Source organism: Nocardia sp. NPDC019323, assembly GCF_044389845.1.
In the GTDB taxonomy this organism is placed as follows: Bacteria; Actinomycetota; Actinomycetes; order Mycobacteriales; family Mycobacteriaceae; genus Nocardia; species Nocardia implantans.
Window position 1 is genome coordinate 77,884 of record NZ_JBIRYN010000009.1, and the last position, 20,317, is coordinate 98,200.

Annotated in this window: 16 protein-coding genes, 1 tRNA gene and 1 pseudogene; 15 read left to right on the forward strand and 3 right to left on the reverse strand. The window is 68.3% G+C overall.

Annotated elements, in window-relative coordinates:
• Nucleotides 1–259 precede the first annotated feature (259 nt).
• The 6 genes from lgt (at nt 260) to ACH49X_RS27795 (ending at nt 6,134) form a co-directional block, all read left to right on the forward strand.
• Nucleotides 260–1,399 carry a prolipoprotein diacylglyceryl transferase gene (gene lgt, locus ACH49X_RS27770; RefSeq protein WP_323124495.1) on the forward strand — a complete coding sequence of 380 codons (1,140 nt, stop codon included), beginning with the start codon at nt 260–262 and terminating at the stop codon, nt 1,397–1,399.
• A gap of 194 nt (nt 1,400–1,593) precedes the next feature.
• Nucleotides 1,594–2,094 carry an NINE protein gene (locus ACH49X_RS27775; RefSeq protein ID WP_323124494.1) on the forward strand — a complete coding sequence of 167 codons (501 nt, stop codon included), beginning with the start codon at nt 1,594–1,596 and terminating at the stop codon, nt 2,092–2,094.
• Nucleotides 2,095–2,297: 203 nt separating this feature from the next.
• The gene (locus ACH49X_RS27780; protein ID WP_323124504.1) at nt 2,298–3,023 is read left to right on the forward strand and encodes an amino acid ABC transporter substrate-binding protein; all 726 of its coding nucleotides are present in this window, start codon (nt 2,298–2,300) and stop codon (nt 3,021–3,023) included.
• 12 nt (nt 3,024–3,035) lie between these two features.
• Nucleotides 3,036–3,704 (forward strand): amino acid ABC transporter permease, encoded by a 669-nt coding sequence (locus ACH49X_RS27785; RefSeq protein ID WP_067809523.1) that lies wholly within the window; start codon nt 3,036–3,038, stop codon nt 3,702–3,704.
• A gap of 103 nt (nt 3,705–3,807) precedes the next feature.
• Complete coding sequence (gene pyk / locus ACH49X_RS27790) at nt 3,808–5,226, forward strand: pyruvate kinase (protein WP_195082725.1); 1,419 nt, start codon at nt 3,808–3,810, stop codon at nt 5,224–5,226.
• A gap of 95 nt (nt 5,227–5,321) precedes the next feature.
• Nucleotides 5,322–6,134 carry an acyl-CoA thioesterase II gene (locus ACH49X_RS27795; RefSeq protein ID WP_245676355.1) on the forward strand — a complete coding sequence of 271 codons (813 nt, stop codon included), beginning with the start codon at nt 5,322–5,324 and terminating at the stop codon, nt 6,132–6,134.
• Nucleotides 6,135–6,152: 18 nt separating this feature from the next.
• Here the strand turns inward: ACH49X_RS27795 and ACH49X_RS27800 are convergent, their stop codons facing one another.
• The 3 genes from ACH49X_RS27800 to ACH49X_RS27810 all read right to left on the reverse strand — a co-directional run bounded on the left by ACH49X_RS27800 (nt 6,153) and on the right by ACH49X_RS27810 (nt 8,355).
• Entirely contained in the window at nt 6,153–6,539 is a 387-nt protein-coding gene (locus tag ACH49X_RS27800; RefSeq protein ID WP_323124493.1) for a hypothetical protein, read from the reverse strand.
• A gap of 194 nt (nt 6,540–6,733) precedes the next feature.
• Complete coding sequence (locus tag ACH49X_RS27805) at nt 6,734–7,354, reverse strand: low molecular weight phosphatase family protein (RefSeq protein ID WP_195082728.1); 621 nt, start codon at nt 7,352–7,354, stop codon at nt 6,734–6,736.
• Between the two features lie 917 nt (nt 7,355–8,271).
• Nucleotides 8,272–8,355 (reverse strand) — tRNA-Leu (locus ACH49X_RS27810).
• A gap of 226 nt (nt 8,356–8,581) precedes the next feature.
• Between ACH49X_RS27810 and ACH49X_RS27815 the strand changes: the two genes are divergently transcribed.
• From ACH49X_RS27815 to ACH49X_RS27855, 9 genes and pseudogenes are all read left to right on the forward strand, one after another.
• A complete protein-coding gene (locus ACH49X_RS27815; RefSeq protein WP_039797267.1) occupies nt 8,582–9,199 on the forward strand; it encodes an ANTAR domain-containing response regulator in 618 nt (205 codons plus the stop codon).
• Nucleotides 9,200–9,383: 184 nt separating this feature from the next.
• Nucleotides 9,384–10,625 (forward strand): branched-chain amino acid ABC transporter substrate-binding protein, encoded by a 1,242-nt coding sequence (locus ACH49X_RS27820; RefSeq protein ID WP_397071261.1) that lies wholly within the window; start codon nt 9,384–9,386, stop codon nt 10,623–10,625.
• A 93-nt stretch (nt 10,626–10,718) separates the two neighbouring features.
• Nucleotides 10,719–11,756 carry a branched-chain amino acid ABC transporter permease gene (locus ACH49X_RS27825; RefSeq protein ID WP_357208561.1) on the forward strand — a complete coding sequence of 346 codons (1,038 nt, stop codon included), beginning with the start codon at nt 10,719–10,721 and terminating at the stop codon, nt 11,754–11,756.
• Nucleotides 11,753–13,171 (forward strand): branched-chain amino acid ABC transporter permease, encoded by a 1,419-nt coding sequence (locus tag ACH49X_RS27830; RefSeq protein ID WP_195082745.1) that lies wholly within the window; start codon nt 11,753–11,755, stop codon nt 13,169–13,171. The genes ACH49X_RS27825 and ACH49X_RS27830 overlap by 4 nt, the downstream gene beginning before the upstream one ends.
• A 41-nt stretch (nt 13,172–13,212) precedes the next feature.
• Nucleotides 13,213–14,073: pseudogene (locus ACH49X_RS27835) on the forward strand (ABC transporter ATP-binding protein); the annotation flags it as partial.
• Between the two features lie 210 nt (nt 14,074–14,283).
• Entirely contained in the window at nt 14,284–14,979 is a 696-nt protein-coding gene (locus tag ACH49X_RS27840) for an ABC transporter ATP-binding protein (protein ID WP_323124502.1), read from the forward strand.
• A 65-nt stretch (nt 14,980–15,044) separates the two neighbouring features.
• Nucleotides 15,045–16,721, forward strand: coding sequence for a DUF885 domain-containing protein (locus ACH49X_RS27845; protein WP_357296712.1), 1,677 nt, complete (start codon nt 15,045–15,047; stop codon nt 16,719–16,721).
• 85 nt (nt 16,722–16,806) lie between these two features.
• Entirely contained in the window at nt 16,807–19,581 is a 2,775-nt protein-coding gene (polA, locus tag ACH49X_RS27850; protein ID WP_357296710.1) for a DNA polymerase I, read from the forward strand.
• Between the two features lie 200 nt (nt 19,582–19,781).
• Nucleotides 19,782–20,276 (forward strand): carbonic anhydrase, encoded by a 495-nt coding sequence (locus ACH49X_RS27855; protein WP_195082749.1) that lies wholly within the window; start codon nt 19,782–19,784, stop codon nt 20,274–20,276.
• The last annotated feature ends 41 nt before the right edge of the window (nt 20,277–20,317 follow it).

The following is a 20,317-nucleotide window of genomic DNA, read 5'->3' on the forward strand; positions in this document are numbered from 1 at the left end:
CGACCCGGCGGTACCGCGCACCGCTTGGACCAGCGATTCCGCCGCACGTTGCTCCGAGGTCGCGGCCGGGTCGCCATTGGACCGGGATCAGCCGACGGGTTCCCACGCCGCACGATAGGCGGAACGCCGAAAAGAGCGGTGCAAGGGCGGCCGTCGGTCGGCACCCCGGGCGTGTTCCGCGCGGCCCGGGCGAGCCCTCACACGACGAGCGCGGTGCGCTGGTGGCGGGGCGGTCGAGCATCTCCGCTACGGTGGCCCCGTGACGTTACGAGTCCTCGCAGACAGTGTCCTGGCCGACGGCGGCGTCAGCGGCGCCGTGCTGGCCTACCTCCCCAGCCCCGCGCGCGGCGTCTGGCAACTCGGTCCGTTCCCGCTGCGGGCGTACGCCCTGTGCATCATCCTCGGCATCATCGTCGCGATCTGGTGGGGCGAACGGCGCTGGCGCGCACGCGGCGGCCAGCCCGGCGCGATCCTGGACGTCGCGATGTTCGCCGTGCCGTTCGGTCTGGTCGGCGGCAGGCTCTACCACGTGGCCACCGACTGGCAGAAATACTTCGGCGCCGACGGGCACCCGATCGACGCGCTGAAGATCTACCAGGGCGGCCTCGGCATCTGGGGCGCGGTGCTGCTCGGCGGCATCGGCGCCTGGATCGGCTGCCGGGTCTACAAGATCCCGCTGCCCGCCCTGGGTGACGCGGTCGCACCGCCGATCCTGCTGGCGCAGGCCATCGGCAGGATCGGCAACTACTTCAACCAAGAACTCTACGGGCGCGAGACCGACCTGCCGTGGGGCCTGGAGATCTACCGGCGGGTGGGCGACGGCGGACAGCTCGACATGATGAACGGCGCCTCCACCGGCGTGGTCGAAAAGATCGTGCACCCCACCTTCTTGTACGAGCTGCTGTGGAACCTGCTCGTCGTCGTGCTGCTGGTCTACGTGGACAAGCGTTTCCGGATCGGCCACGGCCGCCTGTTCGCGCTGTACGTCGCCGGGTACTGCTTCGGACGGTTCTTCGTGGAACTGATGCGCGCCGACGAGGCGACGAAGATCGCGGGCATCCGAATCAACTCGTTCACCTCCGCCCTGGTGTTCCTGGCCGCGATCGCCTACTTCGTGTTCGCCACCAAGGGGCGGGAGACGCCGCAGCAGTTGCAGCCGGGTGGGAGCCCGCGACCGTGGCCGTGGCAGCTGCGGGCGTTGCGCGCGGCAGGAGCGGCGCGAACCGAGAAGCCCTCGGGCACGGGCGAAGCCGAGAACGCCGGGTCCGTTGCCGACGCCTCCGGGACCGGCACGTCCGTTGCCGAGCCGGACGCGACCGAGCCGGCCCGGCGAAGCGAGGGTTCCGAGAGCGGTTCGCAGAGCACGGATTCGGACAAAGCCGCCTCCGACAAGGGTTGACCCGGCACGTGGCATCCGCTAGGCAACGTTCGGGCGACCCGCCGCGATAACCACTGGAAGCGCCGGCCGCTCCGGGGAGGACAACCAGGTCGTTCCCGGTGACAATGACTCGTGATCGTCGCGAGCCACGGTTCGGCGATCCAGTGAGGCCGGGGGCCGACAAGAGGGTGCCCGCACTAATGAGGAGGACATCGGTGACCGACCCTTACCAGCAGAACCAGGGCGCCGGGGGCCCGCAGTACGGCCCGCCCGGCACCGGGCCGGACCTGACCAAGCCGCTGGAAGCGCAGAGCCAGCCGTCCTACAGTCCGCCGTCGGACCCCTACGTCCAGCAGCCCCAGTACGGTCAGCCGGCGGGAGCCTACGGCCAGCAGCCGGGCGGTTACTTTCCCGCGCCGTACCCGGCCGGTCCGCAGGGCTACAACCCGAACGACCCGGAGGCGCCCTGGGGCCGCGACCCGTTCGGTGTTCCGCTGTCGGACAAGCAGAAGCTCGTCGCCGGCCTGCTGCAGATTTTCCTAGGCAGCTTCGGCGTCGGCCGCTTCTACCTCGGCTACACCGGCCTCGGCGTCGCCCAGTTGGTGGTCAGCGCCATCACCTGCTTCACCGTCGGGTGGATCTGGGGCATCGTCGACGGCGTCCTGATGCTCACCGGCAAGGTGCCCGACAGCGACGGCCGCCCGCTGCGCGACTGACCGCGGCGGATCGTCGGAGGCGGGCGCGGCGTGCCCGCCTCCGAGTCGTCGTGGGCCTCGACAGCAACCATTGCGCGCACGGTGATCGCGACACTGTCGCCGGCGAAAATCCTGGCGTAGCATGACCGGACTCGCGTGCCGTGTGTGGAGCTCCACGCACCGAAGAGAGGGATTCCGTGCGTCGCAAGCTGTTCGCCGCCGCCATGCTCGCCATCGTCGCCGCCACCGGATCGACCGCGTGCGGTGGCAGCGACCCCAACGTGCTGAAGGTCGGCACCGAGGGCACCTACGCCCCGTTCAGCTTCCAGGGCTCCGACGGCAAGCTCACCGGATACGACGTCGAGGTGATCCAGGCGGTCGGCGACAAACTCGGCAAGAAGGTCGAGTTCGTGCAGACGCCGTGGGACGCCATCTTCGCGGGCCTGGAGTCCAAGCGCTTCGACCTGGTGGCCAACCAGGTGACCGTGAACGACGAGCGCACGGCCAAGTACGCGCTGTCGACGCCCTACACCACGTCGGTGGGCGTGATCGTCACTCGCGCCGACAACAACGCCGTCACCGGCCTGGCCGATCTCGCCGGGAAGACCTGCGCGCAGTCGGCCACCAGCAACTGGAGCAAGGTCGCCACCGACGCGGGCGCGAAGGTCGAGGCCGTCGAGGGCTTCGTGCAGGCCGTCCAGCTGCTGAAGAACGGCCGCGTGGACGCCACCGTCAACGACAATCTCGCCGTCGCCGAATACACCGAGAAGACCGGCGACACGAGTGTGAAGATCGCCGCCAGGACCGGATCGGTGAGCAAGCAGGCGTTCGCGGCGCGCAAGGGCGACGCGCTGATCACCGACGTGGACAAGGCGCTCGACCAGCTGCGCGCCGACGGCACCCTGGCGAAGATCTCGGACAAGTACTTCGGTACCGACGTCAGCCGGTAGCCGGCATCGTTCATGGACGCCGCCACCCGGGATCTCATCTGGCACAACCTGTGGCCGATGCTGCAGGCCACGGTCACCAAAACCCTTCCGCTCACCGCCATCAGCTTCGCCATCGGCCTGGCGCTCGCGCTGTTCGTCGCGCTGGCCAGGATGTCGCCTGCGTGGCCGTTGTCGGCGGCGGCCCGTTTCTACATCTCGATCATTCGCGGCACGCCGCTGCTGGTGCAGCTGTTCATCGTGTTCTACGCGCTGCCGCAGTTCGGCATCGTGATCGACCCCTTTCCCGCCGCGGTGATCGCGTTCAGCCTCAACGTCGGCGGATACGCGGCCGAAGTGGTGCGCGCCGCGATCCTGAGCGTCGCCACGGGCCAGTGGGAGGCGGCGCAGGCGCTCGGCATGTCGTACCCGATGATGCTGCGGCTGATCATCCTGCCGCAGGCCGCGCGCATCGCCGTGCCGCCGCTGTCGAACACGCTGATCTCCTTGGTGAAGGACACCTCGCTGGCCTCGACCATCCTGGTGACCGAGCTGCTGCGCGTCGCCCAGCTCGCCGCCGCCCCCACCTTCGACTTCTTCGCGCTCTACGGGGTCGCGGCGCTGTATTACTGGGTGATCTGCCTGATCCTCGGGTTCGGGCAGACCCGGCTGGAAACGAGGTTGGCCCGTCATGTCGCCCGCTGAATACTCATTTGTACCTGCGATGGAGCTGTCGTTCATTTTTTTCACCAAGGATTCACCGTGGCCACGGCGGGACCTGTCCGCCGAGCGGGACTAGGCTCTACCCGTGATGCGACGGACGAAGATTGTGTGCACGCTCGGACCGGCCACTGCCACCGAGGACCGTATCCGCGAACTCGTCGAGAGCGGCATGGACGTGGCTCGGCTGAACTTCAGCCATGGCGAGCACGCCGACCATGCCGAGAACTACAAGAAGGTGCGTCAGGCCTCCGACCACCTCGGCCGGGCCGTCGGCATTCTCGCCGACCTGCAGGGTCCCAAGATCCGCCTCGGCCGTTTCCTGGAGGGCAGGACCGTCTGGGCGACGGGCGAAGAGGTCCGCATCACCGTCGACGACATCGACGGCACCCACGACCGCGTGTCCACCACCTACAAGGAACTGGCCCAGGACGCCAAGCCCGGCGATCGCCTGCTGGTCGACGACGGCAAGGTCGGCCTCATCGTCACCCGTGTGGACGGCAACGACGTGGTCTGCCGGGTCACCGAGGGCGGACCGGTCTCCAACAACAAGGGCGTGTCGCTGCCCGGCATGGACGTGTCGGTCCCCGCGCTGTCGGAGAAGGACATCGAGGACCTGGAATTCGCGCTGAAGCTCGGCGTGGACTTCATCGCGCTGTCGTTCGTGCGGTCCCCGTCCGACGTCGAGCTGGTGCACGACGTGATGGACCGGGTCGGCCGCCGGGTGCCGGTGATCGGCAAGCTGGAGAAGCCGGAGGCGATCGACAACCTCGAGGCCGTCGTCCTGGCCTTCGACGCGGTGATGGTCGCGCGCGGCGACCTCGGTGTGGAGCTGCCGCTCGAGCAGGTGCCGATCGTGCAGAAGCGCGCCATCCAGATGGCCCGCGAGAACGCCAAGCCGGTCATCGTCGCCACGCAGATGCTGGAGTCGATGATCGACAACTCCCGCCCCACCCGCGCCGAGGCTTCCGACGTGGCCAACGCGGTGCTCGACGGCGCCGACGCGGTGATGCTGTCGGGTGAGACCTCGGTGGGCAAGTACCCGATCGAGACGGTGCGCACGATGGCGCGCATCGTGCACGCGGTGGAGACCGAGTCGACCCGGGTGCCGCCGCTGACCCACGTGCCGCGCACCAAGCGCGGTGTGATCTCCTACGCCGCCCGCGACATCGGCGAGCGGCTCAACGCCAAAGCGCTGGTCGCGTTCACCCAGTCGGGCGACACGGTGCGCCGCCTTGCCCGCCTGCACACCCCGCTGCCGCTGCTGGCGTTCACGCCGCTGCCTGAGGTCCGCAGCCAGCTGGCGCTGACCTGGGGCACCGAGACCTTCATCGTGCCGACCGTGAGCAGCACCGACGCGATGATCCACCAGGTGGATGTAGCACTTCTGTCGATGGGCCGATACCAGAAAGGTGACCTGGTGGTCATCGTGGCCGGGTCGCCGCCCGGTACCGTCGGTTCCACCAACCTGATCCACGTTCACCGAATCGGTGAGGAGGACCATTAGTGAGTGCTTCCCTGAGCAGCCCCGTCGCCGTCGCGGAGTCCGATGCGCAGCGTTCCGACCTGGACGTGCTGCTCGGCCTGCTCGATCTCGAGCAGATGGACGAGGACGTCTTCGTCGGCCAGCACCCGGAGAAGGTGTGGAGCCGCACCTTCGGCGGTCAGCTCGTCTCGCAGGCCATCATCGCGGCGGGCCGGACGGTCGGCGACCGTCCGGTGCACGCGGTGAACGCGCATTTCGTGCGCGGCGGCGATGTGAAGAAGCCGATCGAGTACCGGGTGGACCGGCATCGCGACGGTCGCGCCTTCGCCAACCGCACGGTCACCGCCAGCCAGGACGGCCAGGAGCTGTTCGTCATGCTCGCCGCCTTCCAGGACTGGGGCACCGGTCTGGAGCACGCGCACGCGCAGCCGGAGGTGCCGGACCCGGAGACGCTGCCGCGGGTGGAGGAGAGCTTCGAAGGCTTGGAGGACAAGCTGGAGATGTTCGTCAAGGCGCCGCATCCGATCGATATGCGCTACACCAACGATCCGGCATGGATCTTGAAGGGCACGGGGGAGCGGCTCAACCACAACCGGGTGTGGATGCGCGCGGACGGCAGGCTGCCCGACGATCCGCTGATCCATGTGGCGACGCTGGGCTACTCGTCCGACACCACGGTGCTGGACTCGATCATCACCACCCACGGGCTGTCGTGGGGGCTGGATCGCATCGTCGCGGCCACGGTCAACCACTCGATCTGGTTCCACCGCCCGTTCCGTTTCGACGAGTGGGCGCTGTACTGCACCGAGTCGCCGGTGGCCGCGGGCTCCCGTGGCCTGGCGACCGGCCGCTTCTACTCCCGCAGCGGTGATCTGCTGGCCACCACGGTGCAAGAGGGACTCATCCGCCACTTCCCCGCGCGGCGCTGAGCCCCGCAGCGGTTCGAATCACAGCAGTTCGAGATCGCGATCGATGTCGAGATCGACGTCGGTGCAGTGCGAAGCGTGAATCGAGACCGGGATATCGGCTCCCGGCTCGGTTCGCGCCAGCCCCGAGATGCCGTGCAGCAGCTGGCGTTCCAGCGCGGCCATGTGGTCGTCGGTCAACTGGTCGGGTGCGCCGACCAAACTGAGCGCGATCTCGTAGGTGCTGCGGTGGTCCGAGCTCTCGCCGGGACGATCGGCGCGGCAGCGGCTCTCCAGAGCCGTGTGGGCCGGATCGTCGGCGTCGACGGGCAGGGTGAAGCGCCAGGCGAACACGTCCCGGTCGGTGAGATGGTCGTCCACCACCTCGCGCACGGCGTCGACGACGCGTTCGAGAGTTTCCGGTGTCACATAAACATGGAGCGAAACATCCGAAATGCGTTTCGGCATGTCTGATTCCTGTCCTGTGTCGAACCAGCAACGGCGGAGAGTGTTGTCCGGCGGGAGTTTAATGCGTCCGGCGCGGAAATGAACACAGCCGGTTGATAACAGGTTCGATACGCGATGGCGCCCAGCGCGCTGACGGGTGCGATTTCCGCCCGCGGTCACCGGGTGCGCTGGGCGGCGAGGAATGTCGCCAGCGGCGCCGGTGCGCCGCCGGGGCGGATGACCAGTCCGCGGCGCTCGTCGTGCGGCCAGCGCGGCTGTTCGTGCGGGGCGAGCGCCAGCAGCAGCGGCACCAGCGCCTCGGCGATGCGGTCGCCCACCTCGCAGAACGCCTGGGCGGACAGCCCGACTGGATCGGCGATGTTCTCCCGGCCCACCAGGGACAGGTCGTTGCGAGCACGGTGCAATTCGGCGACCGTGCGCGCGCCGGTGACGTGCGCGATGCGGTGGGCCTCCAGCAGCGTGAAGGTGCGCGCTCCGGCGCCGAAGGCCAAGTCCGCCACCTGCTCGCGGATCTGCTCGGTCATCGTGAGAACCAGGTCGGCCTTGTCGATCATCTCCGGCTTCAGGCGGCGTGCCCGGAAATTGCTCGCGTCGGCGCCCAGCCCGGTGATGGTCTGCGCGGCCAGCGGCTCGACGGGAAATCCCACCAGCGCACGGGTTCCCGCACTTTCGGCGGTGAGATAGGGAAGATCGTGTTCGACCGCGAGGGCGCGCGTGAGCCGCTCGGCGATCACCGAACGGCAAACGTTGCCGTTGCAGACGAACAGGACGTGCATACCGCTAACGATAAACGGCGCGGAGGCTACCAGAAGGGTCTGAGTCGTTCGTCCCACATGTGGGAACAACATATTCATCTGTTCGTAGCGCGCCGTACACGAAGCGCGCCGCTTCGACCCTCTGGCCTGCGACGTACGTCACTCCGAAGAGCGGTGCGGTTCAATTGTCTCCAGGTTTGTACCCCGGCGGTCCCGCATTCAAACGACACACTGTGATTGCTTCGTGATTGGAAGGGCACGCAGGTTCTCGGATTCGCCACCGTAGTAAACGCTTTCGCTCACCACGGGTTCGATCACGGCCTGCCTACCCCGGACGCGACCTCGCCTCGTGACCGCTGGAGGCGACCACGGGCGCGAACCGCGCAAGTCCCGTCGCGGGATCCATCCCCCGGCGGCACATGGATCACGCGAGCGCTCCGGTGCACGGTTCGCCGCGTCGTGGGTCGGACTGGCTCGGGGGATCTCACCGACCGAACATGGCGATCCGGAACAGTCGCCGGCGATGACCCGGGCGCCTCTGACCACTGGCGTCGATGCCGCTCGCGGGCCAGCTCGCACGATTCCGGCAAACGCAGAACGGAGGCGTCGACACCTGGACTCACTGTCGCAACGCACTCGAAGCCCCGATCGCGACGCACCGCCGAAGCCCCGATCGCGACGCACGCCGAAGCCCCGATCGCGACGCACGCCGAAGTCCCCGATCGCGACGCACCGCCGAAGCCCCAACCACTACGCACCGCCGAAGCCTCAATCGCAACCCACCCCAAAACGCCCCATCCCACGCGACGCAACCACGCACTCCGGGGGGTTCGGGGGGCGAAGCCCCGCCGAGCGGGGCCTGGGGGTTGCACCCCCAGAAAAAACGACGAGCGCCCCCCGCGAGCGCTCTCCGCGAGCAGGGGACACCCAAAAGCGAGTGCCGAGTGTGGGACTCGAACCCACACGTCCTTTCGGACAACGGTTTTTGAGACCGTCGCGTCTGCCAGTTCCGCCAACCCGGCGCACCGGATGGCAACTATAGCCGGTCGGGTGGCGCAGACGGAAATGGGTTGGTCCGTGCGGCGCGAGGGGGCGGTTTGCGCAGGGTATATGCGTTCTATGCCGAAGTGAAAGGTACTCTTTACATCACTCGACAGCCCGAGGGATGGCCCGTGCTCGTCCCCGTGCGAGCGCGGCTTTCCTTTGGTTGGGTCGGGTACAGGGCATCGGAACCAGAGGGGTCTACCTATGAGCACAGCAGCTGGGGGCGCCGGCACCAAGAAGGACGCCGGGGCGAAGCGGGTCGTCGTCGCCGAGGACGAGGCGCTCATTCGCATGGATCTGGTCGAGATGCTGACCGAAGAGGGCTATCAGGTGGTCGGCGAGGCGGGTGACGGCCAGCAGGCGGTCGACCTCGCCGTGGAGCACCGGCCCGATCTGGTGATCATGGACGTGAAGATGCCGCGCCGCGACGGGATCGACGCCGCGGCGGAGATCGCGTCGAAACGCGTTGCCCCCGTGGTCATCCTGACCGCGTTCAGCCAGCGTGACCTGGTGGAGCGGGCGCGTGACGCGGGTGCGATGGCCTATCTGGTGAAGCCGTTCACGAAATCCGATCTGGTGCCTGCCATCGAATTGGCCGCCAGCCGCTTCCACGAGATCACCGCGCTGGAGAGCGAGGTCGCCAATCTCGCCGAGCGGCTGGAGACCCGCAAGCTGGTCGAGCGCGCCAAGGGCGTGCTGATGCAGACGCAGGGCCTTTCGGAGCCGCAGGCGTTCAAGTGGATTCAGCGCACCGCGATGGACCGGCGCACGACGATGAAGGCGGTCGCCGAGGTGGTGCTGGAGAACCTGACGCCGAAGTGACCGCGCGTCGCGAAAGAATTTACGCGAACGAAACGTAGTCGTGAACAAGAATTCGGAACGATGTCGCGCGCATGATCCGAATGTGATGCGGAACTAACGTACCGACGCTATGTTCTGACCGGGCTGATGTGAGTCGGCCTCCTCGGCGACCCCGGGGGAGCACAGAACATAGATGAGGTGCAAAGTGCTTAGTTCGACATGGCGCAGGCGCTCGACGCGAGCTGTTGTGGCCGTCGGCGCCGCCGCCGCGCTGGTGCTGACCGGTTGTAGCGACAAATCCACCAGCAGCGGTTCGGATTCCTCGGGTACCAACGGGGCGGGCGGCCTGTCCATCCAGCCGCTTCTGCAGGTCGACCAGCAGGGCAAGGAAGTGCCGAAGGCCGACGCGGCCACGGCGGCCGATCCCGCCGGCGACGGCAAGGCGACCTGCGCGCCCGGCACGGCCGTCGCGATGGCGGGTGCGCTGACCGGCCCCGACGCCGCGCTCGGCATCAACATCGTCAACGGCGTCAAGCTGGCCCTGGACAAGCACAACAAAGCCAACCCCGGCTGCAAGATCGAGCTGAAGCAGTTCGACACCGAGGGTGACCCGCAGAAGGCCACCCAGGTGATCCCGCAGATCGTCAACGATCGTTCGATCATCGGCCTGGTCGGTCCCGCCTTCTCCGGCGAGACGAAGGCGACCGGAAAGATCCTCAGCGACGCGGGCCTGGTCTCGGTGACCTCGTCGGCCACCAACGCGACGCTGACCCAGAACGGCTGGACCACCTTCTTCCGCGGCTTGGCCAACGACGACGTGCAGGGCCCGTCGGTGGCGAAGTACCTCGTCAACAGTGCCGGATACAAGAAGGTCTGCGTCATCCAGGACAACACCGACTACGGCACCGGCCTGGCGAAGTCCATCACCGACGGCCTCGGCGCCGCGGCCGACCCGGCGTGCGCGGCCAGCATCAAGAAGGGCGACAAGGACTTCTCGGCGACGGTCACCAAGGTGGCGGCGGCGAATCCGGACGCCATCTTCTACTCCGGCTACTACTCCGAGGCGGCGCCGCTGGCGCAGCAGTTGAAGTCCGGTGGCGTGAAGGCGGTCTTCGTCTCCGCCGACGGCACCAACGACCCGCAGTTCGTCGCCCAGGCTGGCAGCGCGGCCAAGGGTGCGAAGCTGTCGTGCCCGTGTGGTCCCGCTCCGGAGAAGTTCGCCAAGGATTACGAGGCGCTCAACGGTCAGGCGCCGGGCGTGTACTCGGTGGAGGCCTACGACCTCACCACGATTCTGGCCAAGGGCATCGACGGCGGGAAGGTGACCCGTCCGGACCTGCTCGATTATGTGCGGACGTACGACGGTGCCGGCCTCGCGCGTCAGTACAAGTGGAACCCGAACGGTGAGCTGTCGAACGCGCTGATCTGGGTGTACGAGGTCAAGTAGTCCCGGATCCCGGGCGCACGGCACGTACGGGGGTTCGCCGGAATCCCCGTACGTGCCGTTGTTCGGTGGGCGAATGGATGAGGGCGGAAATAAATGAAACAAACGGCATCGGCCGCCGGGATACAACTCGTGGCCGGCTCGATCGACTTCAACTACGAGGCGCTGGTCGATAATTTTTGGCGGCTGACCGTCGACGGCGTGACCTACGGCGCCATCTATGCCTTGGTCGCCGTCGGCTACACCTTGGTGTACGGCGTATTGCGGCTGATCAATTTCGCCCATTCGGAAATCTTCATGCTCGGGTTGTTCGGCCAGTTGATCGGATTGATGATCTTCGGATTCACCGCGAGCCCCGATGTGTACGGCCAGGGGGTGGTGCTCACCGTCGTGTATCTGGGTCTGGCGATGGTCGTGGGCATGCTCGTGTCCGGCGGCGCGGCAGTCGGATTGGAGCGGGTGGCCTATCGCCCGCTGCGCAAGCGCGGCGCGAAACCGCTGGCCTTCCTGATCACCGCGATCGGCATGTCGTTCGTCCTCCAGGAACTGGTGCACTTCGTGCTGCCGAAGATCCGTCCCGATCTCGGCGGCACCAACGCGCAGCAGGCCATCCGGCTCGTCGAGCCCACCGTGCAGTTCGGCTTCGGCGGCGCCGAGGTCACCAACATCATGCTGCTCATCGTGATCGCCGCCGTGGCGCTGGCGATCGCCACCGAAGTGCTGATCAACCGGACCAAGTTCGGGCGCGGTATCCGCGCCGTGGCGCAGGATCCCGACACCGCGACGCTGATGGGCGTCTCGCGGGAGCGGGTCATCATGCTGACCTTCCTCATCGGCGGTGTGCTCGCGGGCGCGGCGGCGATGCTGTACACGCTGAAGATCCCGAACGGGATCATCTACTCCGGCGGATTCATTCTCGGTATCAAGGCGTTCAGCGCCGCGGTGCTCGGCGGCATCGGCAATCTGCGCGGCGCGCTGCTGGGCGGACTGGTGCTCGGCGTGGTGGAGCAGTACGGCCAAATCCTGTTCGGCACCGAGTGGCGCGACGTGGTCGCGTTCGTGGTGCTCGTCCTGGTGCTGATGGTTCGCCCGACCGGCATCCTCGGCGAGAGTCTCGGAAGGGCGCGCGCATGACCGACACGACCAAGACGGCGGCCACGCCGGACACCGCGCGCCGCGGCGTCGGCGACGCGATCCGCACCTGGTGGGACGGCCTGAGCAGGCCCGCGCAATGGGGCGTCGGCGTCCCGATCCTGCTGCTGCTCGCGCTGCTTCCGCTGTTCCCGCCGCCGCTGCTGAACACTCCTTCCTACAACTTCGGCCTGGTGATGGCGCAAGTGGCGATGTACGCGCTGCTGGCCATCGGCCTCAACGTGGTGGTCGGGCAGGCGGGCCTGCTCGATCTCGGCTACGTCGGTTTCTACGCCGTCGGCGCCTACACCGTCGGCCTGCTCACCAGCCCGAACAGCCCGTGGAACCAGACCGACGGCGGCTGGCTCGATCCGAAGTGGGCCTGGCTGGCGTGCCTGCCGATCGCGGTCGCGGTGACCGCGGTGTCCGGCCTGATCCTCGGTTCGCCGACGCTGCGGCTGCGCGGCGACTACCTGGCGATCGTGACGCTCGGCTTCGGTGAGATAGTCCGGCTGCTCGCGGAGAACCTGACCGAGCTCACCAACGGCAGCCTCGGCCTGTCGGGTGTCGCCTACCCGCACGTCGGCGAGTCCGCGAGCAGGCCGGAGGGCGTGTTCTCCGGCGGAAACCCTGGCGACCCGGACAGCGCCAACCTGCTCGACCGCGCCAGCTACGGCACCTATTGGTACTGGTTCGGCATGGCGCTGGTGGTGATCGTGCTGCTGGTGGTCGGGAACCTGGAACGCAGCCGCGTCGGCCGCGCCTGGGTCGCCATCCGCGAGGACGAGGACGCGGCCGAGATCATGGGCGTACCGACCTTCAAGTTCAAGTTGTGGGCGTTCATGATCGGCGCCGCGGTGGGCGGCATGTCCGGCGCGATCTACGCCGGGCAGGTGCAGTTCATCAATCCCACCGGCTTCAACATCATCAACTCGATGCTGTTCCTGTGCGCGGTGGTCATCGGCGGGCAGGGCAACAAGCTCGGGGTGATCTTCGGCGCGTTCGTCATCGCCTATCTGCCCGCGCGGTTGCAATCGGTGAACCTGGTGAGCAACGAGTCGACCGGCTACGTCCTGCTGGCGATCGATGTCGCGGTGTTCGTCGCGTTGATCGTCGCGTGGCGGTTGTGGTCCGGTCGGCTGGGAGTGTGGCCGCGGCGCGGAGTCGTCACCGCGATGGTGGTGACCGGCGTACTGGCGCTGCTGTTGCTCGGCAGCGTGCTGCTGTTCCGCAAGGGCGGCGCGCAGTCGCTGGGCGACCTCAAATATCTGTACTTCGGTATCGCGTTGGTGGTGATGATGATTCTGCGTCCGCAGGGTCTGTTCCCGGTGCGGCAGAAGCTGCTCACCTATGGCAGGCAGGTGTACCAGGCCGTGCGCAGACCGGCCGCCGCCGAACCGATCGGAGCGGGCCGATGACCGGGCCGAGCGCGGGTGACGCGCTGTTCGACAACGAGGACATGGCCGCGGGCTACGCGGCCGAACCGGAGGCCGAGTCGGCGGGCACGGTCGACGTCACCCAGGTGATCCCGGAGCTCGCCGACGCGGCGACCGTCGCGGAAGTGGTCGCCCCGCACCGCGATATCGAGACCGCGGTGGGTGAGCCGCTGCTGCGCACCGAGGGCCTCACGGTGAAATTCGGCGGTCTCACCGCTCTGGATCAGGTGAGCTTCGAGATCCGCCGCGGCGAGATCCTCGGTCTCATCGGGCCCAACGGCGCGGGCAAGACCACCTGCTTCAACGCGATCACCGGCGTCTACCAGCCCGCCGCCGGACTGGTGTACTTCGACGGCAAACCGCTGACCAAGACCAAGCGCAACGCGATCACCCGCCTCGGCATCGCCCGCACGTTCCAGAACGTGCGCCTGTTCGGTGAGATGACCGCGCTGGAGAACGTCGTGGTCGGCACCGACGCGCGGCACAAGACCTCGGTGCCGGGCGCGGTGTTCCGTACGCCGCGGCATCGGCGCGAGGAACGCGACGCGATCGAGCGCGGCATGGCGCTGCTGGAGTTCGTCGGGATCGCCCCGCGCGCGGTGGAGAAGGCGCGCAACCTCTCCTACGGCGATCAGCGCCGCCTGGAGATCGCCCGGGCGCTGGCCACCGAGCCGAAGCTGCTGTGCCTGGACGAGCCTGCGGCCGGGTTCAATCCGAGCGAGAAGTCCGCGCTCATGGACCTGATCCGCAAGATCCGCGACGACGGGTTCACCGTGCTGCTGATCGAGCACGACATGCGGCTGGTCATGGGCGTGACCGACCGGATCGTGGTGCTGGAGTTCGGCCGCAAGATCGCCGACGGACTGCCCGCCGACATCCGCGACAACCCCGCCGTAATCGCCGCGTACCTCGGCGTGCCGGATCTCGATGCGGTCGAAACCCGCACCGACGCAAGCGAACACGACGTGCCCGGGGATGACGCGGCGTCCGGCCCCGAGCCGGATGTGTCGGCCGAAGCTGCGGTGGTGACAGCGCCGGGGACGGAGGCGACGCGCGAGCCCGCCGCGGGCGCGCCGCTGCTGGAAGTCGAGGACATGGTCGTCAACTACGGCAGAATCCAAGCGCTGCACGGGATCTCGCTGACGGTCGCGGAGGGCGAGCTGGTCACCCTGCTCGGCGCCAACGGCGCGGGGAAGACGACCACGATGCGTGCGATGTCCGGCCTGCTGCCGCTGACCCGGGGCCGGATCCTGTTCGAGGGCCGCGACATCACCCGGATGAAGGCGCACGAACGGGTGCTGCACGGGTTGATCCAAGCGCCGGAGGGCCGGGGTGTCTTCCCCGGCATGACGGTGCAGGAGAACCTCGACATGGGTTGCTATGGACGAGGTTTCAAGCAGAAGGCGGAGTACGAGCGGACCTTGGAGTGGGTGTTCGAGCTGTTTCCCCGGTTGCTCGAGCGGCGCAAGCAGGTCGGCGGCACGCTCTCCGGCGGTGAGCAGCAGATGCTTGCCATCGCCCGCGCGCTGATGGCGCGGCCGCGGCTGCTGTTGCTCGACGAGCCGTCGATGGGGTTGGCGCCCATGGTGATCCAGCAGATCTTCCGGATCATCGGCGAGATCAACCAGCAGGGCACCACGGTGCTGCTGGTGGAGCAGAACGCGCAGCAGGCGCTGGCCCGCAGCGACCGCGCCTACATCATGGAAACCGGCGAGGTCACCAAAACCGGGCGCGGCGCGGAATTGCTCACCGATCCCGCGGTGAAATCGGCGTATCTCGGCGTGGGTTGACCTCCCCACCCGGCGCGCAGCCGAGTCCGGTGCCGCGCGGCCCGGCTCGAGGCATGATCGTGACCATGGATGGTCACGACGAGCTGATGAGCTTGGCCGAGCGGTACTGGGACAGCGTGCTCGAGGCGGCGCCGAGCGAGGCGACCCTGCTCGGCGACCGCCGCTTCGACGATCGGATCGAGGATCTGTCCGTCGAGGCCGAACAGCGGCTGCTGTCGACCTGGCGCGAGCTGCTGCGGGCGGTCGACGCGCTCGACGCCGAACGGCTCGGCCAGGCCGACCGCATCACCCGTAGCCTGCTGCGCACCGAATTGAGCGGCGCGGTCGAGCACCTGGAATGGCGGCCGATGGAGCTGGCCTCCGATCAGATGAACGGCGTGCACGCCGGCGTGCTGATGGTGGCGCCGCAGACGAACGCGCCGCGGCCGGAGCACGCGCTGGCGCTGGTGCGCCGCTACCGCCAGTTCGGGGACATGCTCGGCCAGGCCGTCGAGCGGTTCCGGGCGGGGCTGGCCGCGGGCCGCACGCCCGCGCGGATCGCCATCGAGCGCTCGCTCAACCAGCTGGACGGCTACCTGGATTCCGACGTGGCCGCCGACCCGTTCGTCACCTTCGCCGGTCCGGAGGGCTGGGACGGCGAGGCCGCGTGGCGTTCGGAACTGGCCGAGGTGACGCGGGATGTCATCCGGCCCGCATTCCAGGTCTACCGCGACGCGCTGTACGACGAACTGCTGCCCGCCGCTCGTCCCGACGACCAGCCGGGCCTGTGCTGGCTCGGCGGCGACGGCGAGGACATCTACCGGCGGTTGCTGCGCCACCACACCACGCTGCCCGATCTCGGCGCCGACGAGATCCACGAACTCGGCCGCACCGAGCTGGCGAAGCTGCGCGAGGAGTACGCGACGGTGGGCGCGCGGCTGTTCGGCACCGGCGATCTCGGCGAGATCTTCGCCCGGCTGCGCGACGATCCCGCCCTGCGCTACGACGACGCCGAGCAGATCATGTTCGACGCCCGCCGCGCGCTCGCCCTGGCCACCGCCGAAATGGGGAACTGGTTCGGCCGGCTGCCGAAGGAGTCCTGCGACATCGTCCCGGTGCCCGAGTTCCTGGCCGCGGATTCGCCTGCGGCGTACTACTTCCCGCCCGCCGCCGACGGCTCGCGGCCGGGCACGTACTTCGTCAATCAGCACCATCCCACCGGTCGTGGACGCTTCGAGACCGCGTCGGTGGCCTACCACGAGGCGATTCCCGGTCACCATCTGCAGCTCACCATCGCCAACGAACTCGACCACCTGCCGCGCTTCCAGCGCCAGTCCTTCGCCAACACCGCGTTCGTCGAGGGCTGGGCGCTCTACACCGAGCGGCTGGCCGAAGAGATGGGTTTGTACGAGGACGATCTCGGCCGCCTGGGCATGCTGGCGGGCGATTCCTGGCGTTCCTGCCGGTTGGTGGTCGACACCGGCCTGCACGCGAAAGGCTGGAGCAGGCAACAGGCCATCGATTTCATGGTGGCCAACGCGCCGGTCGGGCTGGCCGAGATCACCGTGGAGGTGGACCGCTACATCGCCATGCCTGGGCAGGCGGTCGGCTACAAGATCGGGCAGCTGGAGATCCTGCGCCAGCGGGTGGCGGCCACCGAGCGGCTCGGCGCCGACTTCGACATCAAGGCCTTCCACGACGTGGTGCTCGGCTCCGGCTCGGTGAGCCTGCCGGTGCTGCGCGAACTGGCGGGCACGCTGTGACGGCGCGGGGCGCGATCGCCGGTCGCGCCCCGCGAACCGCGATCCGGTCCCGGCGGCCGCGGCTGCCGGGTGTCGGCGTATCGCCATGTCGGTGCCGGTCCCTAGACTCTGGGGCGTGAGTTCACCCACGACCGCTCCGCGTCCTGCCCCCGCGTCCGGCTCCGGCGATCCCGGCTCGGGAGACCGGCCGACGCTGCTGTTGCTGGACGGGCATTCGATCGCCTATCGCGCGTTCTTCGCGCTACCGGCGGAGAATTTCAAGACGGTCACCGGGCAGACCACCAACGCGGTCTACGGCTTCACCGCGATGCTTATCAACCTGCTGCGCGATGAGAAGCCGACGCACGTGGCCGCGGCGTTCGACGTGTCGCGCCAGACCTTCCGCGCCGAGGCGTATCCGGAGTACAAGGCCAACCGCAATGCCACGCCGGACGAGTTCCGCGGCCAGGTCGAGCTCACCAAGGACGTGCTGGGCGCGCTGGGCATCCCGGTGATGGCGATCGAGGGCTTCGAGGCCGACGACATCATCGCCACGCTCACCACGCAGGCGACTGCCGCTGGTTTCCGCGTCCTCATCGTCACCGGCGACCGGGACTCCATCCAGCTGGTGAACGAGAACGTCACCGTGCTGTACCCGCGCAAGGGCGTCTCGGACCTCACCCGGTTCACCCCCGACGAGGTGATGGCCAAGTACGGCCTCACGCCCGGCCAGTACCCCGACTACGCGGCGCTGCGCGGCGACCCGAGCGACAACCTGCCCGGCATCCCCGGCGTGGGGGAGAAGACCGCGGCGAAGTGGATCCGCGAGTACGGCGACCTGAACACCCTGGTCGAGAAGGTCGACCAGGTGAAGGGCAAGGTCGGCGACGCGCTGCGGGCCAACCTGAGCAGCGTGGTGCTCAACCGGCAGCTCACCGAGCTGATGCGGGAGGTGCCGCTGCCCTACACCCCCGACCAGCTGGCGCAGGGACCGTGGGATCGCGAGAAGATCCATCAGCTGTTCGACGATCTCGAGTTCCGGGTGCTGCGCGACCGGCTGTTCGAGACGCTGGCTCCGCCGGAGCCGGAGGCCGAAGCCGGTTTCGAGATCAGCGGCGGCGCACTGGAGATCGGCGCGGTCGCCGACTGGCTCGCCGATCACGCGAAAGCCGGTGTGCGCCATGGTGTCTCGATCGTCGGCACCGGCTCGCCCGCCGGTGGCGACGTGCGCGCGCTCGCCATCGCCGCGGGTGACGGCGAGAGCGGCTACATCGACGTCACCGTGCTCACCCCCGAGGACGAGGCGGCGCTGGGCGCCTGGCTGGCCGACCCGGCCGTGCCGAAGGCGCTGCACGAGGCCAAGTCCGCCCTGCACGCCCTGCGCGGGCGCGGCTGGACGCTCGGCGGGCTCACCAGCGATACCGCGCTGGCGGCGTACCTGGTGCGTCCCGGCCAGCGCACGTTCAACCTCGACGACCTGTCGCTGCGCTACCTGCACCGGGAGCTGCGCGCCGAGACCGGCGACACCGCGCAGCTGTCGCTGCTGGACGACGAGGACGCCGCCGACGCGGAGCTGGCGCGGGCGCAGATGCTGCGCGCGCGTGCCGTCGCCGACCTGGCCGACGCGCTCGACGGGGAACTGGCCCAGATCGAGTCCACCCCGCTGCTGGCGGACATGGAACTGCCGCTGCTGGGTGTGCTGTCCACCTTGGAGGCGGCGGGCATCGCGGTGGACACCGACCAGCTCGCGACGTTGCAGCGGCAGTTCGCCGACCGGGTCGCCGAGGCGGCCGAGGCGGCCTACGAGGTGATCGGCAAGCAGATCAACCTCGGCTCGCCCAAGCAGTTGCAGGTTGTGCTGTTCGACGAGCTGGACATGCCGAAGACCAAACGCACCAAGACCGGCTACACCACCGACGCGGACGCCCTGGAATCGCTCTACGAGAAGACCCAGCACGCGTTCCTGGAACATCTGCTCGCGCACCGCGACGCCACCCGCCTGAAGGTCACCGTCGACGGCCTGCTCAAATGCGTCGCCGAGGACGGTCGCATCCACACCACGTTCAACCAGACGATCGCGGCCACCGGCCGGTTGTCCTCGACCGAACCGAACCTGCAGAACATTCCGATCCGCACCGACACCGGCAGGCAGATCCGTGACACCTTCGTCGTCGGCTCCGGCTACGAGTCGCTGATGACCGCCGACTACAGCCAGATCGAGATGCGGATCATGGCCCACCTGTCCGGGGACGAGGGACTGATCGAGGCGTTCAACTCGGGAGAGGACCTGCACAGCTTCGTGGCGTCGAAGGCGTTCGACATCCCGATCTCCGAGGTCTCCCCGGAATTGCGCCGCCGGATCAAGGCGATGTCCTACGGCCTGGCCTACGGGTTGAGTTCCTACGGCCTGTCCGCGCAGCTGAAGATCAGCACCACCGAGGCGAAGGAGCAGATGGAGGTCTACTTCGCCCGCTTCGGCCGCATCCGCGACTACCTCTACGAGGTGGTGGAGCAGGCGCGCAAGGTCGGCTACACCGAGACGCTGTTCGGCCGCCGCCGCTACCTGCCCGATCTGGACTCCAGCAACCGGCAGCGGCGGGAGGCCGCCGAACGGATGGCGCTCAACGCGCCCATCCAGGGCACCGCGGCCGACATCATCAAGGTGGCGATGATCAACGTGCACCGGGCGATGCGGGAGGCGGGCCTGCGCTCCAGGATGCTGTTGCAGATCCACGACGAACTGCTGTTCGAGGTCGCCGACGGCGAGCGGGAGACGCTGGAGGCGCTCGCGCGCGAGCAGATGTCCGCGGCGATCGCGCTGTCGGTGCCGCTGGAAGTCTCGGTCGGCGTCGGCCGCAGCTGGGACTCCGCCGCGCACTGACCGGCGCGAGCGCGCCGCGCCGACATGCCGGGCTCCGCCGCGCGGGCCCGGCATCCGGCATCCGCCGAGCTATCATCGGGCCACCGCGCGCAAGTAAACGAATCACGGTGAACGGGACCCATGTCTCATGCCGCGCGGCCACCTACCGTTGGGCTGGTCATATATAGGGATTCACGCATACCGAGCGCAGGGGATGGCCCATGACTGTCACCGATGAGTACCTGCAGAACAACGCGGCATACGCGAGCACCTTCCAGGGCCCGCTGCCGCTGCCGCCCGCGAAGGGCGTGGCCGTGGTCGCGTGCATGGACGCGCGGCTCAATGTCTACGGCGCGCTCGGCCTCGCCGAGGGCGAGGCGCACGTCATCCGCAACGCGGGCGGTGTCGTCACCGCCGACGAGATCCGCTCGCTGGCCATCAGCCAGCGGCTGCTCGGCACCAGGGAGATCATCCTGATCCACCACACCGACTGCGGCATGCTCACCTTCACCGACGACGACTTCAAGGCGAGCATCCAGGAGGAGACCGGCATCAAGCCCGAGTGGGCGGCGGAGGCCTTCTCGGATCTGGAAACCGATGTGCGCCAATCGATCGCGCGCATCGTCGCCAGCCCGTTCGTGCCGCACAAGGACTCGATCCGCGGCTTCGTCTTCGACGTCGCCACCGGCAAGCTGAACGAGGTGCTGCCCGCGTAGGGGCGAAAACCACACTGCCGCAGTGAGATCCGGGTGCGATC

What these genes read in the sequence shown, in the direction of transcription:
- ACH49X_RS27780 (WP_323124504.1), top strand. Translation starts at nt 2,298, where the DNA reads ATGCTCGCCATCGTCGCCGCCACCGGATCGACCGCGTGCGGTGGCAGC.
- ACH49X_RS27785 (WP_067809523.1), top strand. Translation starts at nt 3,036, where the DNA reads ATGGACGCCGCCACCCGGGATCTCATCTGGCACAACCTGTGGCCGATG.
- ACH49X_RS27795 (WP_245676355.1), top strand. Translation starts at nt 5,322, where the DNA reads ATGGACGAGGACGTCTTCGTCGGCCAGCACCCGGAGAAGGTGTGGAGC.
- ACH49X_RS27805 (WP_195082728.1), bottom strand. Translation starts at nt 7,354, where the DNA reads ATGCACGTCCTGTTCGTCTGCAACGGCAACGTTTGCCGTTCGGTGATC.
- ACH49X_RS27815 (WP_039797267.1), top strand. Translation starts at nt 8,582, where the DNA reads ATGAGCACAGCAGCTGGGGGCGCCGGCACCAAGAAGGACGCCGGGGCG.
- ACH49X_RS27825 (WP_357208561.1), top strand. Translation starts at nt 10,719, where the DNA reads ATGAAACAAACGGCATCGGCCGCCGGGATACAACTCGTGGCCGGCTCG.
- ACH49X_RS27830 (WP_195082745.1), top strand. Translation starts at nt 11,753, where the DNA reads ATGACCGACACGACCAAGACGGCGGCCACGCCGGACACCGCGCGCCGC.
- ACH49X_RS27840 (WP_323124502.1), top strand. Translation starts at nt 14,284, where the DNA reads ATGGTCGTCAACTACGGCAGAATCCAAGCGCTGCACGGGATCTCGCTG.
- ACH49X_RS27845 (WP_357296712.1), top strand. Translation starts at nt 15,045, where the DNA reads ATGGATGGTCACGACGAGCTGATGAGCTTGGCCGAGCGGTACTGGGAC.
- polA (WP_357296710.1), top strand. Translation starts at nt 16,807, where the DNA reads ATGTCGGTGCCGGTCCCTAGACTCTGGGGCGTGAGTTCACCCACGACC.
- ACH49X_RS27855 (WP_195082749.1), top strand. Translation starts at nt 19,782, where the DNA reads ATGACTGTCACCGATGAGTACCTGCAGAACAACGCGGCATACGCGAGC.